The organism is Ensifer sp. Root142, assembly GCF_001426785.1.
In the GTDB taxonomy this organism is placed as follows: Bacteria; Pseudomonadota; Alphaproteobacteria; order Rhizobiales; family Rhizobiaceae; genus Ensifer; species Ensifer canadensis.
In genome coordinates this window covers 983,793-1,001,643 of the sequence record NZ_LMFK01000001.1, presented here as the reverse complement: position 1 = coordinate 1,001,643, position 17,851 = coordinate 983,793, and the positions used below count along the sequence as shown (strand labels likewise).

Genomic DNA, 17,851 nt, shown 5'->3' with positions numbered 1-17,851 from the left:
GTCCGTGATCCTCGCGACATAGCTTTTATGCCGGGACAACGAAACAAAACATTCAAGCATCCACAATCCCTATTGCTACTCAAGCCCTCGCTAGCATGCCCGCAACTATGACTTCAATTGCGGGCACGATCGAAGCGATTGCAATCAATTCTTGATAACTCATCAAAGCCAAATCTCCGCGGAAACAATCGGCCGGTTACGGCCGAAGAACGGTGTTTTTCATTCCGCCGTTGATCTTCAGGCCGCCATCAACCGCTATATCAAAGAGCACAACGAGGAACCCAAGCCGATCATCTGGAAAGCAGACCCTGACGAATTCATCGCAGCCGTCACGCGTGGGCACCAAATGTTGGCATCAGATCATTAGAAACATCAGCGGCGTGCTGTGTCATCTCTCTATAAATCCCCACCATAGCCTCAGCTTGCTCGTCGCTTGATCTGAATAACCGAATACTGCTATCTGATTGCGCGCGAAATCTAGCCGGATCTTTGTCTATCTGAGCAAGTACCCTCCTCAGATCATCCAAGCTGCTGGTATCAACTATAAAGCCATTTTTTTCTGTTTGTACTGGGTCCGCCATGGCCCCGAGGTTTGAAGAGACTACCCATCTTCCGAGAGATATCGCCTCTCGGGAGACAAGTCCATAACTCTCCGGCCACGTCGAGGGAGCAACGACCACGTCTAGCTCACTGTAGAGATCCCCCACACACTCTTGCGGGTAGGCGCCTTTCAAAACTACCGGAGTAGTTCCCCACACCGTCTCAACCGACTGGCCGTATGCCAAACTGCCATCTATCATCGTCAAATGCAGATTTTCGAATGGAAAACGGCGCAGCACAGCTTCCAGGAGAAACGCGCCCTTATGCGCCGCGCGACCGCCTATATGCCCAAGCGCAACCCGCCCATCTGACCTATTCGGTCGGGCCGCGTGGGACATCGCCGACACGCCGTTTTCATTTACGTCCACACCTTCTACGCCTGCCGCCTTATAAATTTCCGCGAATGATTTAGAGACGCTCAGCCTGACATAGGCGTGGCGCATAATGGCCGCTAGCTTTTGGCGGCGTTCAAGATACGATGTAGGTTCCGTGAAGTGGGCGCTATCAGCGAGAATATCAGTCGTCGGCAGCCTTAATATTCCGTCTCCATCCACCAGGAATTGATCATTAGAAATCCACCATCCGTCATGTATAGTTATGGCGTACGGAATACGCTTATCAACCGCCACCTTGGCGATGGAAGCGGTGAGCCGTTGGATACAATGGAAATGAATAGCGTCCGGTTCGACGTATTCTACGATCTGACGGAATATTTCTTCGTTCAGCTCGCTGAAGGCCCTCAAGTCCATATTTAGTTCCAGCGGCGTAGACACGCGAATAACACGAAGCCCATCGACGGTCTCGAAACGGACTCGGCCTGCAGGCTGCGCTCCTTCATCTGACGCTAGAATCGTAATCTCAAATTCTTTTCCGTACTTTTCCGATATATATTTTACATTATCCTCGACAACGCGAGTTGCCCCTCCGATTGTCTGAGGCGCAAAGAATACGTTAGCGACGAGGATATGGGGCCGCCTTCTTTCCGCAACCGTTTGGACGGCAAACTCATCCCTGAGCCTTTGAGATAAGGCACTTAATGAATAATTCGTGAGAGCTGCATCGCGGGCATGCAGACCGATAGCGGCGCGCAAAGATCGATCACAAACCAACTCAGACAGCCGGTCAAACCATTGATCAGGAGTGTCGGCTATTAGGCCGCTTCGTCCAACATCAATAATTTCGCGGTAAGTGACCGTACCGCTAACCACGGACGGTATCTGGAGCAGAGCGGCCTCAAGCCACTTGATCTCACTCTTGCAGTCGTTGAAAATGCTGGGCTTCAGTACTGCTATATTTATGTCGCATGATGACAAAATTGACCAGTATTTATCAACATTTTCAAGGAACTCGTATCGATCGATGCGATCGGCTAGACCTGCAAAGCTGTCATCTAACGACAGATGCCCGGCCACCACCAAACGGACAGCGTTATTAGACTGCATTAGGCGTACTAGCGCCGGGCCAACTAGCTCGTTAAAATCTGAATTATGAGCCTTCGTGCCCGATCCGTAGAATATTCTAATTTCTTTGTTATCGGGCCGTTCTTTAGAGCCGATCGATATAAGCCAATCGTTCCGTTGATCTAGGCCATTTCTATGCAAAATTCCTTTGCCGGAAACGACATACTTCTCCATTTCCTTTTTTAAGGAAAGGGTGGACGCGATTGCGTAATCGCACATCGACATCGCAAATCGCGTTAGAACCGCTCCATACATCAATCCCACATAATCATCCTGAGTGATCTGGCCGGCGAAGCTCTCAAATGGTTCAGGGTAGTTATCCGAGTCAAATATTAAGTCATCAATTTCGTAATAAGTGTCCAAACCAAGCGACTTGGCTACTAGTATAGACTTTATGATCTTTGGAACAGCTGGCACTCTATAAAATATAGCTCCCCGAGCGCCGACCAATGATTGTATAAACTCTTCCGGATCATTGTGTGGAGTGACCTTTACAGCCACGCCCGCATCCTCAAACTGTCTAACCTTCTGCTCCACGCGGTAGTGAGTGCACTGCCTAAGATCTCTGTTCGCAAGGACCGCTACGTGTTTCCCGCCCACTTTCTGATTTGTCTCATGTAGTCCAAAGGCCCACTTTGCCAGTTCGGCAATCTTTGACATTGCATTCATCAGGAGTCCGTCAGCCTCGCGGCGCTTATCGACAGAATTGGTGCGAACGACTTCCTGATAAATCTTCCGCGCCTGCGCAGTCTTGAAGTCAAAATAGTGATCAATAGCATTTACGACTGCATCTAAATAGCGTGGATTTCCTGCCCATTTTCCACGGTTAAGAGCCAAAAGCTCGAATGCCTTTTCATGTTCACAATTGTCAATATAGAGGCTCGCAGCATGCGTTAACGACCAGATTGAGCTGCCAGGCAGTTCTGATGCCCTGACAAAAGTCTCAATAGCTTCTTGTTTCTTGTTCAGACCAGCATAGGCATCACCCAACAAGTGCAGAGTAGCTGAAGAATCGGAACCTTGTTCGCGAGCTAAAGCAAATGCATCTCGTGCCTCATTATAAAGGCCCCTAATCAACTTGTAGTTACCGATCGCAAAAAGCACCTCCGGAAACACACCGTCAAAGTATGTTTTGATACCGTTCTTATCAAGTTTGGCGTCAAAAAGAGCCTGCAGTGTATCAACGCGATCGAGGTTAGCATTCTTGCATCGCTCAGCAGCGTAGCGGCGCCAATCGTAGGACTGTGGGTAAGGCTGGCCACCAAGCATGGCGTAGATTGCCCGCTCCTCATTCGGCGCCCGACCTTTTTCCAAACCTTGAAAAAGCCAATCCCGGTAAAGCTCTACGTCGCTCATTGCCGGTAACTTATATCGCATGCGATAAAAGCTTGCATCGAACACAAATCCGAAATTGATGGGACTTAGACGACCTATACCCTCTGCAATAAAAGCACTAATCGCGTCTTCTCTTGTAAGAGGAGCCTTAGGCAACCAGTCTGAATTCCAGGCCATGAAATGAGACATTTCGAAGATATTTTCCCATGCATGGACCTTTCTTCCGCCCGTAGGGATATTAGCAGATGTATATTTTCGACCCTCTTGTCGACCATGCATTAGATAGTGGCCAATCAACTGAGAGTCGTCAGGAAATATGCGATTCAAATCCGGATTTAGAGCACGATATGACACGGCATTGAAATTCGCGGGCAAAGGTCCGTATCTACCTTCAAGGTTCTTGAGAAGAGATGTAAAGTTCGGATGCCGCCCCTCTGCCTTTCCGTGTTTCAAATAGTGTGAAAGCAGCTTTCCGGAATCAAACCCACGCAAGTCCTCGTAGTATATGCGATAAAATTTCAAGTCCACACTGTTTGCATCACGAGCAATTGCGGGAAGAGACTGCAGTATCGGTAAAATTTGGTTGATTTTTAGTTTCATAATAGGTCCTTGCACTTGCCCAAAATCATGAATTCACGGCCTTTGGACTACTCCCTTGCGGGGCGCCCGCGTCAGCCCTCGCCTCCCGCAGCCAAGGAGTCATAACACCGCCTTGCACACGCAGAACGCGAGCATAAATGCTCCCGTCTTTGTGTGACTTGGTATCAGAGCGGATAGCCCGCCCTCAAGGCCAAAACTGTATCGAACGAAGGTGGGCGTGGAATAGGAAGCTTTAATTTCAATCGATTCACATTTGCAAACTTGCACCATAGCCTAGCCGCTGCGCAGGTTGAGGATTCATCGGTCGCCACCAATGCGTTGCTTTCGCGACTAAACAACGCGCGCGCCGGCACGCAACGGAGCCAGCCGAATGCGATTCAAAGTTTGCTGCTGCGGACGGATAATTTTACAGGAACTTAGCAACAATTTCTGATCCGGATTTTTCCTCAGACGTTCGTCTCCGCCATATCAAAGTATCGATATTATCGCTTTTTGAGAAGCGAGATACAGTCTATGTCGGCATACTCCCCCCATTCGCATATGGTCTGCTCAACAACCTCAAGTCCTGCTGATCTAGCCATTTTTGCAAACAACGTATCGGACATATAGTTTCTCCAATGCGGATTGCCTCTAAAGTCCGCATCCTCCCCGGCCGCAGTGTAGTTCGAATGGTGAATGAAAGCATACCCACCAGGAGTAAGCACTCTTGAAAATTCAGGCATATACGCCTTAACGATTTTAGGGGGGAAATGGACCACGCTGTCGAAGGTGTACAAAAATGTAATCGACGCATCGGAAATAGCTCGCAGATCGTAGCCATTGCAGCCAATCACACTTACGCGCTGATCCTCAGCATACTTCTTCCGACAATAATATAGATTATGCTCATTAACATCAACCATTACGATCTCTTCACTGTGATCCAGGAGGAAATCAGTATTTCTGCCATATCCGCAGGCGAAGTCGACAACTTTAGTGTATTCTACCGGATGCCTTGCAAGGATTGGCTCTATGAAATAGTTTCGCTGGACATCCATATGACTGGCAGCGGCTGCATGATACGACTCTGCGACATCTTCGCCCCATAAGAGGCTATTTTCTCTTACTAGTTTTTTTTTGCGGTTTGAGAGCATTTCAGAAACTCAATCATGTTCGGTTATAAGCGTAATTGCAGATCGGGAGTCACGCAATACGAAAGGATATCAACTTTGCCTACCCACCCGCGTTTCCGCCTTTTGGATGAAATGGTATAAGATCAGGTCTGCTTCCAATAAGTGCTCTGCTGTTGCAATCTCCCTGAGGACGTCGGCAACCCGGTGCACCGCTTCCAACTGCGCTTTCATTCTGACCGCCTCGCTTGGGAGACCGAGCAACTCAGCTATGCTTTTCGCGTAACTGGTGTCATCGCTGCCCGCATCAAACAACGTGAATCGCGACAAAGCATCAAGGGCTCGGGTCACCGCATCCAACGGCGCGGGCTCATTCGGGCTTCCAGCTACCAGTTGCTGTGTGAACGGCGACGATAGTAAGGAGATCGTGTCTTTCGAAGCATGACGGATCGCTCTGCGAACGGCAGCTTCGTCTTGCATATTAAGCCCGTCAAAGTGATCCATAATAGGCTTGAAAAGCGTTATGTCTCTCGGCGCTACAAAACCAAACTTATGCTTGTTATAGCGGCTAAAGATTATTAAGCGCATTGCAAGCTCGTAGAACGGATCGCGCAAGGCAACCATTGTTATTTCGGTGTTGTATTCAAGGTAAGTCATATAGTTTTTCAGGAGAATGCGGCCAGACACGTAAACCGATGGCTGATGGATGATCTCCAACATTTGCCTTACGGTTTCGTGCCCCCAATGTTCCGCGCGATATTCGAAGAACTGAAAAAACGGCTTCAGACTGAGGTCAATTTCGCTATGGGGCATATAGGCTGTTTCGAGGCGGAAGACCTTCTTAGGGATATACTGGCCTGGCGAAGCACGTCGATAGAAAACCAAAAGGCTTGCGGGATCCAGCAGTTCAATTTCATCAGATGAACTAATGCCAGGAACGTTACCTTCGTCGAGGATGAAGGCGACGTTGCCCGTTTCGTGCAGCCCCTGTCGGAAGGCTCCATCAACATAGATCCAACAATCGATCTCGATAGCGGCGTTTCCGTTGATTCTAACAGCGACTCTAGCTTTCGTCGAAAAGCCGTCCGGGACTATATAGCCATGAATTTCCGACCCTGTGTCTTGATAAACGGCGAAGTTCATAAGTGTGCGCTTGGGCTTTCCTGGAGAGAGATGTCTTGAGTTTATATCTGAAGTGCTAGACCGGACACAAGCGCGCTCACGTATAAGTCAGCGAACTGCTCCGTTTCGTAGACACTCTGAAGTCAGTTTTTTTTCAGTCACCCAAACTCGACCGGCGGCAGTGTTCCGCACTCGACCGGCTCTTGTATCAGATCCAAGAACAACGCGACGCAGCCGGGAATATCTTGGCGAGTGTAAGGCAGCTGCGTTGGCGAGACAGCACTTCCCGACACTTGCCTCGCGTATGATGTTCTCGATCTACGGTGCGGGCTCGGACGTCGAATTGTGGCATTATTCTGGGATATTCTTGTCTTGAACAGTGGGGCAACGATATCCAAATTTGCTACCGCTGGAATCGACCTTAAAGCGTTTTCCAGATCCAATGTATCGCCGAATGAGGGATCATCAAGTGGTGCAGCTGGAGCCTCTGGATTGGAAATTTCAGCAGTGTCATTGACCCGCCCTGGGGTGAGCCAAGGCCGAAAAGAGGCAGATGCACCTCGAGTTGCCTAAGGTGTAAATGGTACTTCTTCACTCAGTCCAGCTTTTGACGAACCATCATCACGCCCCCGCAGGCAATACCGCAGGCCGCCAGGCACGCGAGCAGACTGAGGAAGAGCGATAGGCCAATATTCGGATACTCATTGCTATCTGGGAGTGTCGGCTCGATGAAATTGTCGACATAGACCAGTTGGAGCGAACTGACCAACTTGACCTTTTCGAAGTCCTTGAGCGCTGCCTTAAGCCTGGCTTCTGCCAATGACAGATCGAGCTTCAACTTGTCGAATAGGGTCGAATATCCGGCAAGGTTTGTACCGCCCTGTTCTGTGGTGCCAGCCGCTTGAGCTCTCAAACTTTTTGCCTGGTCCTCCGCCGCCGCAATGCGCCTATCCAGATCGGCAATTTGCGGTGTGTCGCTGGCGACCGTCTCACCAAGGGCCTGTCTCCGGCTCTTTAACTCTGCGATACTCGACTCCACCGTAGTAAGGACAGAAACAATCCGCTGCGCTGAAAGATTGACGTCGAACACACCCGTCTGATTTTGTGTGTCCCGAAGCATACCTCTCAGGTCTGCAACTTCCACAGTGGCTCGGTCAACCTCCCGCTGGGTTGATACACGCAGATCATCCCACATTTCGGAGCTCAGCTTGTTCACCCGGTCCTCGGAAAGGCGCAGAACGAGTTGCACGAGGTCATGGGCGTCCTGGGGGGAATAAGCTGTAATCTCAAGTTCGACGATGCCACTTTTAGGGTTAACGTAAGTATAGGCATGCTTCTCCCAGTACTTTAAAATATCGCGCTGCGTCGCGTCCGCTGGCAGACGAGACAAGAAATCGATTCCCGATCCGCCGAACAAACGATGTAGATCTACGTACTTCTCCATGTCCTGGATAATTGCAGGGCTTTCCAGGTAGTTGAGCAGGACCGCGGTATCCTGAACAATCTTTTCCTTCGGCTCGACGGTATCGCTGGAGTATCTGTCGCGTGACAGAAGCGGCGTGGACGACCGCACGATGAAGCGGACCTGCGACACATATCCCGGGCTCGCCAAGAACGCGTAGTACCCAATGCTTCCGATCATCGGCAGTACAAGAGTTACGCCAATCAGAAATATCATAAGTATCGAAAGAACACGATCTCGGGTACGGGGCGCCAAACCAGCAAGACGGTAAAGATTGCGGCGGCTTCGGTTTTCGAAGGTCAAAGCACGGGCATAGGAACTCAGCGCAGCCGCCATCTTCTGACTTCGCTCCAACGAGGTCAACGGCTTCGTCTCGATCAAACGGCTGTCGTCCTTAACTATGTTTTCCGACAAGTTCTTCTGGCCCTGCTGCTAGCGGTTGAGACGCATATAGGTGGCTATGCCATCTTCAACGTTATCGAATTGTACCATATGGCCATCAATCAGCACTATGGCGACATCGCAATAGTCTTTTATCGTCTCCATATCATGCGAGATAATAATGACGTCTGACTTCTCACGCCGCGCACGAAACGCTTCACGACAACGCCGCTGGAAGTTGGAATCGCCGACAGCAGTGATTTCGTCTACCAAATAGCAATCGAATTCGATTGCCATGGAAAGACCGAACGCAAATCGTGCGCCCATCCCTGAAGAATATGTCCTAAGGGGTTCGTTCAAGTAACTACCGATTTCCGCGAATTCCGCAACGAAACGGAGAACGCGGTTGAAATCCTCTCCGTAAGCGCGAGCCACGAACTTGAGGTTTTCCTTCCCACTCAGCATGGGGTTCAGGCCATTTACAAATCCCAGCGGCCACGAGACCCGCACCTGACGCCGGACCCGCCCGCTATTGGGAAGTTCCGCTCCGGCGATGAGACGCATAGTCGTCGATTTCCCTGCGCCATTCACTCCAAGGAGCCCATATGATTTTCCGGAAGAAAAGTGCATTGACTGATTTCGCAAGATGTAACGCCGGTGGGCCGCTGTTTTATAGTATTTCGTCACGTTATCTAGCGTGATCATTCTACACCCGATGATCTTCAATGGACATCCAGATAAGTGTCACGGTCATCCAAAGCGTGAGGAGCCCTATCGTCAGGATGATCCAGTTGGAGAACCGGTTAGGATACTCCGATTCTTCTGGAATGTGAGAATTTGAAAAGATAGACATAAACGTAGTTCGTTTGAGTGCCGTCGATTTCGCAGTATCAAGGTTCCGAACGTTGGACTCATATATTGCCTGAGTAACGATCCTGCGCGTTTCGAGGCGCGAAAATTCCGTTAAGCTGCTCGACAACTGCGTATTGGCACCTGAGGCTGCGCCAGCCATACTGTTTTGGCGAAGAGTAATTTGATCATCTATTGCTTGAATGGAGCGACGGAGTTCCCGGCCGCGAGCTGTATTGCCTGCGTTAGCCGCTTCCAGCGACTTGAGGCTGACTAGCAGCTGCAGCTTTTGCTCCGTAAGCTTCCCAATGATTTCACTCAGCATCTTGGCCGACGACAAGGGATCAAGGATGCCCGTCTTGTTCTGGTAATCACGTAGGTTGTCGAGTGCCGAGCGATAATCAGCCAGGCTGGAATTGACATCACCTTCGACCCTGGTGACGAGGTCACCCTTCGCTTTATCCGAGATTTTGTTGATCATGACGTCAGCGTTAGCTAGGGCGGCGTCCGCAACAAGGACGGAATCCTCAGGGGAAAACGCCCGGACAGTGAAAACAATAATCCCCGAGGGGCCATCGACGTAAGTGTCGACATGCTGTTCCCAGTATCGGAAAAGCTCTTCGAAGCTGGCATCTGGAGATAGGCGTGACAGCGGGTCGATATTCTCTCGGGAGAAATAGCGGCGCAGACCAATGTCAGAATCCAACTTCCGTACGATTTCCGGAGATTTTAGATAGTTCGCAACGATGTAGGAATCCTGCGTCAGCGAGTCGCCGCCGATCATCGACCGCCCCTCTCGCGTTTCCGACGTATCGAACTTTTCGCTGACACCAATCGTGCGGACAATCATGCGCATCTCGGCAACATACTGGCCGCTGGCGATCAACCCATAATAGACACCAGCAATCACGCTGGGCAGCACGACGAAAAAAAACAGAGAATTCTTTTTCGTGAAGAGCAGTCCGAATAGGCGGGATACGAGACCTTTTTCGGACAGGCGAATAACTTCGGCGCCGTCAGTGGAATCACCGAGACGATCTCCAGGATCATGACCTATCTGAAGGCTCATTCTTTGTCCTTAGCGCACGTTAATCGTGACAACCCGAACCACGCCCAAGCGTCCACGCAGATGGTATATCTCATCCTTATCTTCAACGCCTCCCCAAACATTTGCCCAAAAATGTCTCACCGCTATTCTGGGGAAGCTCTCCGCCTTTGTCGCCAATCGATATGCCAGTTGGTATGGCGCAACAATGGTTGGCCGCCTAGCGAGCAGCCGCGCGCGAAATCTATTGGATGGGATAGCATCCGCACGCCCTCTGATAGCCGAGACGCGTATTTTTGTTAAGCCTCGAACAGTTTTTGATCCAATGAAAGGCGAGAGGAAACGGCAAGGGGGAGTCTTTGGTGGTTCGCTCCAAGGCAGTGCCCTGCAACGAGAGCAACACGCTGCCCCGCCCTTTCGACACGGTGCGCCAGTGTTACCCTGCCGTAGCGTTCATCCAGTTGCTCCCGAAAGGCTCGAACGACAAACTTACCCGCGGTCGACAGGGCGCGGCCGGGGCCAGGCGATAGCTTGTATCCAAAGTATTTGGTAAAGTTCCGCGATTCATCGAACGCGCGTCGCAGTTGTTCGACAATTCCGTAATCGTGTGAGTGGTAGACAACGGCGTTCGGAGCGTAAGCTTTCCGATAGCCGGCCTCGATGACGGTTCTCGCCCAAATCTGATCTTCGGCAAACTCGACGTCGGGATAAGGAAGGTGCTCCCAAACTGATCGTCGCAACAAAGAGTTATTGTCGGAATAGTAATGGAGCATTTGTCGCCACCCCACGTCGGTGGCGTATCTGACGGGATTGAGATCACGTGAGACGACCAGAGGATGAGCCAGGAACCCCGCGAAATGCTTGTCCAAATCGTTTTTCGTAAAGGGTGAAGCAGTTTCGTAAGCAATGTGGCGACCAAACACGCCCGCGATCGCGGGATCCTGTTCGGCCGACGAGACGAGATTTACAAGCCAGTTCTCATCGACAGGCTCTGCGTCGTGAGTAAGAAACGCGACGAATTCAGCGTCAGCGAGTTGAACACCGAGGTTGCGAGTCTTGCCGTGACCGAAATCGCGCGGAGCGATTTCGATCAATCGCACGCCGGTCAGTCCGCGGAGATATTTGGTAGTCCCGTCACTGGAGCCGGAGTCTATCGCTATGATCTCGTAGGGCCACGGCGCCCGCTGGGCCAGAACCTTGTCCATGACCTTAGGCAAAACGCGAATGGCGTTTTTCGTTGGGATGACCACCGCACAACGATAGCTGGCCACTATGCAGCACTCCGTTCAGCGGCGTGCTTGACGCGCTCTCTGATAGCTGCCTCAACCATGCGCGCGGATTTCTCCCAGGAGAGTTCTTGCACGTAACCCAGCCCCCTTTCGCGAAGACGCTCACGTTCGTGCGGTTTCTTTAGGAGCCCTTCCAATGCGTCGGCAATCCCTTCGGGCGTTGGTTTGGCGAAAGCCATCACGTCCTCAGGGAAGATCGAGCGTACCGTGTCGAGATCGAGATCGACGACCGGAAGACCGCAGGCCATCATCTCTTTGTTAACCAGGGAATGGTTCGTGGCAGAGAAAACAACACCAATTGCTGCCTCTCGATAGAGTTCGGCAAGTTCCACACCGCTCAAAACACCGCGGTCCCGGTAAGGGAACGGCACGTTCATCTTGCCAAGCTGCCAGCCAAAGAAATCGACTTCGAAAGGGACCCCACGTCGATGGAGTATCTCCAGCGCCATGAATGCCAGCTCGACAGCGCGGCGGGGCGTAACGTAGCGGGCGTAAATCGCGATCCGTGCCTGATGACGTGCAGTCTCAGATGCGCCAGGTGCATAGATATTCTCGTCATAAGCTAGAGGCCAAGACATGGACCATCTTCCGAAGCCTTCTGACATCTTCCTGCACAGCCAGTCACCTGCACATAAGCAGTCGAAATCAAAATGGTATGTTGCTTCCGTCAGCAGCGCCTCCGCACCGGACGGATAAAATGCCGGCTCAAAATCCTGCACAAAATAGAACTTCCGAATGAAGCCCTGCATCGCTTCTACCGGATAACAGGTGAAACGATCCGTAGCGATCAGTGCGTCGCCGTCAACGTCCGGCGCAGAGCGCTCGAAGAGCTGAACCTTGCCCCGAAACGGTTGAAAATGCGCGTTGATCGTTTCGAGGACATCCGCTTCGGTTTTGTGAACCGTTGGGTTTTGTACGAGGAACTGGACCTCATGCCCAAACCGCTCAAGATAACTGGCGATGCGGAAGATGGTCATGTGACCGCCCGCCCCCGGTATAAAGTCAGGAATGACCCAGGTAATACGTAGCCGTGCTAGATCCATGCGTTCGATTGGCGGCCGCCCCCCGGAAGGGGCGTAGTCGATAAAGGACTTGAGATGCTCAATGCGGCGTTCGAAAGGAGTTTTTCTCTGCTCGTTCGCCGTCAGCTTACTCCAAACCTTGCGCGCTAGGGAACGCATTGACACAGATCGCCCTTTCTAATTTTAGGTTCGCGGGTCAATAGACAGATTATGCTGGAAACCGCCACACCGACCTGTGGCACCGTACTAGAATATGCCAGCCAGGACCTTTTCCTTCAGATACCGCCCGTAAGCACCGTTGCCATAGGCCTCTGCAATCTTCGTCAGGGCTACTCGATCGATGAATCCTTTGTGGAAGGCGATTTCTTCCGGACAGCAGATTTTGACGTCCTGTCGGCGCTCGAGTGTGGCGACGAACTCGGCTGCGTCCAGGAGGCTGTCGGGTGTGCCTGTGTCGAACCAGGCGTAGCCGCGACCGAGGGTTTGCACGTCGAGAAGCTTCCTCTCTAAATAGACCTTGTTAACATCCGTGATCTCTAGTTCGCCGCGGGGAGATGGCTTGAGATTGGCCGCAATTTCAACAACGTTACTGTCGTAAAAGTAGAGACCGGTAACGGCATAACTGGATCGCGGCTTGGAAGGCTTTTCTTCGATCGAAATTGCCTTCCTTGCCTCATTGAATTCGACCACGCCATACCGCTCGGGATCGGCAACGTGATAGGCAAAAACAGTTGCCCCACGGAGATTTCTTACCGCTTGCTCGAACGTGTCCGTGATGCCGTGACCGTAGAAGATGTTGTCACCGAGGATCAAGCAGGACGGGTTGTCGTCGACGAAGTCCGCACCAATTATGTAGGCCTGCGCCAAACCGCCCGGCTCAGGCTGCACGGCGTAACTGAGATTGATGCCCCATTGCGACCCGTCATCAAGCAGGCGCTGGAACAGCGGCATATCTATCGGTGTCGAAATGATCAGGATGTCGCGTATACCAGCCAGCATCAGCGTTGACAGCGGATAGTAGATCATCGGCTTGTCATAGACCGGCATTAGTTGCTTGGAGATCACGCGGGTCATAGGATGGAGGCGGGTGCCGCTACCGCCGGCGAGAATGATACCCTTCATAGGTCCGAGGTCCTCTTTCAATTCTCGTTTAGATAAGCCGTGCCACAACGTCGGCAGTCGAATCCTGCCATCTTGGCAGCCTCACGCCATACGCTTCGGCCAGCTTTTGGCAATCAAGCCTCGAATTGACCGGACGCTTCGCGAGAGTTGGGTAGGCGCTCGATGGAATGCGCTCAACGGAAGCGCTCGGACCACCTCGAGCCGCAGCGCAGGCGAAGATCTCGTCGGCAAAGTCTGCCCAACTCGCTTCCCCGGTTCCCGTCATGTGAAATAGGCCGCGCAAACGTGCTTCATCGCTGTCGAGCAGGTTGCCCGCGATCGAGATCACCGCATCGGCGATGTCGAGCGCCGAAGTCGGGTTACCAACTTGATCATCCACTACGTTCAGGCTGTTGCGGGTTTCCGCTGCCTTGAGCATGGTCCTCAAAAAATTCTTGCCGAACGGGCTGTAAACCCAAGCGGTGCGCAAGATGGCATGATTGTGATGGGCTGTGGCAACCGCGTCCTCGCCCGAGCGCTTCGATCGGCCATAGGCGCCAATCGGAGTGACCGGATCGGCCTCCACATAGGCTGAGGCCTTGGTTCCATCGAAAACGTAGTCGGTCGAAAGATGGATGACAGGTACACCGAGCGAAGCAGCCGTCGCGGCGATAATGCCGACGGATGTTCCGTTCACGATCGTTGCCGCCTCTTCGTCCGTTTCCGCCTGGTCGACCGACGTATAGGCGGCGGCCGAAACAATCACGTCCGGGCGGGCTCCGCGAAGGGCCGCCTCGACCGTTTCCGGTCGCGAAAGATCAAGCGCGGGACGGCCGACGGCGAGAACTTCGAAACGCTCATTCCTGGTAGCCCGTTCGACAAGCGACGAGACGACCTGCCCTTCGCGGCCGGTCACGACCATACGCTGGCGAGCGCGGATCATGCCGCACCTTGCTTTGGCAGATCCAAAAGGCCAAGACGCGTGCCGCTGTAACCGCCGCGCAGTGGTGCCCACCACCATTGGTTATCCAGGTACCAACGGACGGTTTTCTCGATGCCGGTGTCGAAATTCTCTCGCGCCCTCCAGCCCAGTTCCGTCTCCAACTTCGTCGCGTCGATCGCGTAGCGGGCGTCGTGGCCTGGCCGGTCCGTCACATGGGTGATCAGCCGAGAATGCGGCTCCTTCCCGGGTCGCAGTGCATCCATCAGTTCGCAGACGCGGGCAACGACATCGATATTGCGCTTTTCGTTGCGGCCGCCGACATTGTAGGTCTCGCCGATCCGGCCGCGTTCGGCGATGATGTCAAGCGCACGGGCATGGTCCTCGACATAGAGCCAGTCGCGGATGTTGCTGCCGTCGCCGTAGACAGGCAGCGGCTTACCTTCCATCGCATTCAGGATGATCAGCGGAATGAGCTTTTCCGGGAAATGATACGGGCCATAGTTATTGGAGCAGTTCGAGACCACGACCGGCAGGCCATAGGTCCGCATCCAGGACTTCGCGAGATGGTCAGACGCGGCCTTAGATGCCGAGTACGGGGAACTGGGATCGTAGGGCGTGTCCTCGGTAAACAGGCCGTCATCACTCAGCGAGCCGTAGACCTCGTCAGTTGAAACATGCAGGAACCGAAAGGCGTCCTTGCGGGCGGATTCCAGCCCCATCCAGTACTGGCGAGCGCATTCCAGCATGTTGAAGGTCCCGACAATGTTGGTGGCGATGAAGTCCTTGGCACCGGTGATCGAGCGATCGACGTGACTTTCAGCCGCCAGATGCATGATGCGGTCAGGCTGAAAACGTAAAATCGCCTCTGCTATCGCACCGTGATCACAGATGTCAGCCTTCAGGAACCGGTAGCCGGACTGGTTGTCGACCGACTTCAATGAGGCCTCGGTGCCGGCATAGGTCAGCTTGTCGATGTTGAGGACATCATAGCCCTTGTCCAACACTAGATGGCGAACCACCGCGGAGCCGATGAATCCTGCTCCACCCGTAACCAGTATGCGCATCTACAACATCTCCGTGTATCATTGCGGCACAGAACCGCAGTATGAAAGTCTACGAAAGCCCCATGCCGGTCAACCACCGGAGGAAAGGGACCGACCGACAGGCTCAATAGGTGAAAGCGTCGCCGAGATCAGCGAGCGTCGGCTGGCGCTTGTCCTTGTCCGATAACGCAACCTTCTCTGCTTCGACCGGCCATTCGATGCCAAGCGCCGGATCCTTCCAAAGCAGGCCGCGGTCATGCTCGGCACTATAGTATTCGGTCACCTTGTAGCTGATCTCTGTATTAGGAACGAGCGTGCAGAAACCGTGGGCGAAACCCGGCGGCACCCAGAGCTGTCTGCCGTTCTCGGCCGTCAGTTCCACCGCGACATGCTTGCCATAGGTCGGCGAGCCGGAGCGGATGTCGACAGCCACATCAAGCAGCGCGCCGGCAATGCAACGCACGAGCTTCCCTTGGGCCTTCGGCTTTAGCTGAAAATGCAGCCCGCGCACCGTTCCGACCTCAGCCGAAATCGACTGGTTGTCCTGCACGAAAACGAACCTGCCGACATTTTCCTCAAAAAGCGTCTGTCGGAAAGTCTCCATGAAATAGCCGCGGGTATCGCCAAACTTCTTAGGCGTGATTACTACCACTTCCGGAATACTGGTCGGTTCAAACTGCATCGTACACTCACTTCCATATGCGAGCATTTGCCTAACGGGTCGAAGATCACCTGTAAAGTGCTCCTCCATTCGTAGGTCCTGACGCCAATCAGAATTTCACACCCGCTTTGCCCGTATCCCAAAACAGTACAACGGGGGACTACGATGTGAGCGAACGGGGCGATGCGCCTCCACATGGCTAAGCAGGCGACGTCAGGGTCAAGACGGTGATTCCCAAATGTATCGAGCTCGCTGATTTGTTTGGATAATTCAAGCCACGAGCATCACGAAGGCCGGCAGCGCAATGCTGTGGGAAAGGCCGGACATATGAGCCCAAGAGGGCTCAGTATTTAAGGATTGAACACGGTGACCGCAGAGCGGTTCCCATACGGGAACTCTGAATGTCTATCGGGCCTAGCACTACTTTGGCAGAATTGATTTTGGGGTCATTTGGAACCTGATACGGCAGTGTGGACATCGTTGTGGTGGATGGTGGTTTGATAGCGCGACTATGACCGCGCGTCGGATGGCTGGCAGTGTCGGTTTAGGCGGGCCGTGCCTCTTGGTTTTTTTCCCGCTTGGCCTGGTGTAGGCGCTGATGTTGCAGGAAGGCATAAGCGATCATTGTCATCAGCGCGTGTCGATGCAGACCTTGCCATGATCGGCCTTCGAAGTGATCGAGGCCGAGTTCTTCTTTCATTTGTTGATGCGCCTGCTCGCAGACCCATCGGGCTTTGATGGCAGCCGCCAGCTGCTTTAACGTCGCTTCGGCCGGCAGATTGGAGAGATAGTATTTGCGTTCGTCGTTCGAGCGCCATTCGCCCACCAGCCACGCCTCTTCGCCCGGCATATGCTGCTGTCCCTTGTCGAGGATACGTTGCGGACTACCATCAGCGATCCGAATACGGGCGGCAGCGAAGCGCGCGGCCAATCGGCTTTTCGTGCCACGACGCCAGCTGACCTTCTTCCAGGTTGAATCTGCAAGGAGAGTTTCGGCTGCGGTCGATAAGGTGTCGGGGATCGTATGCTTGCGCGGTCTTCCATGGCCGGCGACAGGAAAGATCAATGCGACATCATGGGGATAGACCTTTTGATGTTTGGGAATGCCGACTGCCCAAGTGAGGCCCCGTGCACTGAGCCCCTGGCGAAACGCAGCCGATAAACCATAGCGAGCATCGGCAAGCACGGTGCCAAACCGTACGCCCGCCGCAATCAGCCGATCGATCTCGTCGAGCGCAATCTCCGGCTTGGTGCGAGATAAGCGCATCTCCTCGGGAACACCGGCCTTAGCCATCCGATCGTGGTCACTAGTCCAACTCGCGGGCAGGAATAGCCGCAGACCCACCGGAACGGGAACCTCGTCGCGTGCCAGCGTCAATGACACCAGCGTCTGGCAATTGGCGCGTTTGCCTAGCATCGACGCATATTGCGGTGCGACCCCGACAGAATGATCGCCCTTCTTCGGCAGACCGGTGTCGTCGATCACCAGAAACGCATCAGAGGCTCCAACCAGTCTGTCGGCCTGCACCGCCAATTCCGCCTCCAGCGGACCGGCGTCCCAAATACCATCCGAGATAAAATGATGCAGGCGGTCGTAGCGATCAGGCGCGAGGCGTTCCGCCATCGGCTCAATGCTTTTGCGATCACCAGGCCCAATCAGACCCGAAATATAAACCGGGCACATTTGCCGCCGCTTTTTATGACCGAGTTTCGCCACGAATGGCTTCAGCCAATTCGTCAGTGCAACATCCTGCTCCACCATCCATCGCACCCCTGTTGGAGCGCCAAAGATGGCCGAACATCGTTAACCGAGGATTAATCTGCCAAAG

At 53.2% G+C, this 17,851-nt stretch carries 13 protein-coding genes and 1 pseudogene; 1 reads left to right on the top strand and 13 read right to left on the bottom strand.

Features of this window, described 5'->3' with window-relative positions:
* Positions 1-187 precede the first annotated feature (187 nt).
* Positions 188-367 (top strand): annotated as a pseudogene (locus ASD52_RS36825) (IS630 family transposase); the annotation flags it as partial.
* Here ASD52_RS36825 and ASD52_RS04740 read toward each other — a convergent pair.
* The 13 genes from ASD52_RS04740 to ASD52_RS04680 form a co-directional block, all read right to left on the bottom strand.
* Positions 330-3,995, bottom strand: coding sequence for a glycosyltransferase (locus tag ASD52_RS04740; RefSeq protein WP_082571717.1), 3,666 nt, complete (start codon positions 3,993-3,995; stop codon positions 330-332). The pseudogene ASD52_RS36825 and the gene ASD52_RS04740 sit on opposite strands and share 38 nt — an antisense overlap.
* Before the next feature lie 482 nt (positions 3,996-4,477).
* Entirely contained in the window at positions 4,478-5,128 is a 651-nt protein-coding gene (locus tag ASD52_RS04735; protein WP_082571716.1) for a class I SAM-dependent methyltransferase, read from the bottom strand.
* 69 nt (positions 5,129-5,197) lie between these two features.
* The gene (locus ASD52_RS04730) at positions 5,198-6,247 is read right to left on the bottom strand and encodes a hypothetical protein (protein WP_057223242.1); all 1,050 of its coding nucleotides are present in this window, start codon (positions 6,245-6,247) and stop codon (positions 5,198-5,200) included.
* Between the two features lie 574 nt (positions 6,248-6,821).
* Positions 6,822-8,069, bottom strand: a complete 1,248-nt coding sequence (locus ASD52_RS04725) for a hypothetical protein (protein ID WP_057223240.1) — start codon at positions 8,067-8,069, stop codon at positions 6,822-6,824.
* 51 nt (positions 8,070-8,120) lie between these two features.
* Positions 8,121-8,774, bottom strand: a complete 654-nt coding sequence (locus ASD52_RS04720) for an ABC transporter ATP-binding protein (RefSeq protein ID WP_057223236.1) — start codon at positions 8,772-8,774, stop codon at positions 8,121-8,123.
* 1 nt (position 8,775) lies between these two features.
* Positions 8,776-9,987: a hypothetical protein gene (locus tag ASD52_RS04715; RefSeq protein WP_057223233.1), complete on the bottom strand. Its 1,212-nt coding sequence runs from the start codon at positions 9,985-9,987 to the stop codon at positions 8,776-8,778.
* A gap of 275 nt (positions 9,988-10,262) precedes the next feature.
* On the bottom strand, positions 10,263-11,234 hold the full coding sequence (locus tag ASD52_RS04710; protein WP_063991801.1) for a glycosyltransferase family 2 protein: 972 nt from the start codon (positions 11,232-11,234) through the stop codon (positions 10,263-10,265).
* Positions 11,234-12,433, bottom strand: a complete 1,200-nt coding sequence (locus tag ASD52_RS04705; protein WP_057223228.1) for a glycosyltransferase — start codon at positions 12,431-12,433, stop codon at positions 11,234-11,236. Before ASD52_RS04705 ends, ASD52_RS04710 begins: the two co-directional genes overlap by 1 nt.
* Positions 12,434-12,520: 87 nt before the next feature.
* Entirely contained in the window at positions 12,521-13,396 is an 876-nt protein-coding gene (gene rfbA / locus ASD52_RS04700) for a glucose-1-phosphate thymidylyltransferase RfbA (protein WP_057223227.1), read from the bottom strand.
* 28 nt (positions 13,397-13,424) lie between these two features.
* Entirely contained in the window at positions 13,425-14,318 is an 894-nt protein-coding gene (gene rfbD / locus ASD52_RS04695; protein ID WP_057223226.1) for a dTDP-4-dehydrorhamnose reductase, read from the bottom strand.
* Positions 14,315-15,382, bottom strand: a complete 1,068-nt coding sequence (gene rfbB / locus ASD52_RS04690) for a dTDP-glucose 4,6-dehydratase (RefSeq protein WP_057223224.1) — start codon at positions 15,380-15,382, stop codon at positions 14,315-14,317. The genes rfbD and rfbB overlap by 4 nt, the downstream gene beginning before the upstream one ends.
* 103 nt (positions 15,383-15,485) lie before the next feature.
* Positions 15,486-16,043 carry a dTDP-4-dehydrorhamnose 3,5-epimerase gene (gene rfbC, locus ASD52_RS04685; protein ID WP_057223221.1) on the bottom strand — a complete coding sequence of 186 codons (558 nt, stop codon included), beginning with the start codon at positions 16,041-16,043 and terminating at the stop codon, positions 15,486-15,488.
* Positions 16,044-16,566: 523 nt separating this feature from the next.
* Positions 16,567-17,784, bottom strand: a complete 1,218-nt coding sequence (locus tag ASD52_RS04680; protein ID WP_082571715.1) for an IS701 family transposase — start codon at positions 17,782-17,784, stop codon at positions 16,567-16,569.
* Positions 17,785-17,851: the final 67 nt, after the last annotated feature.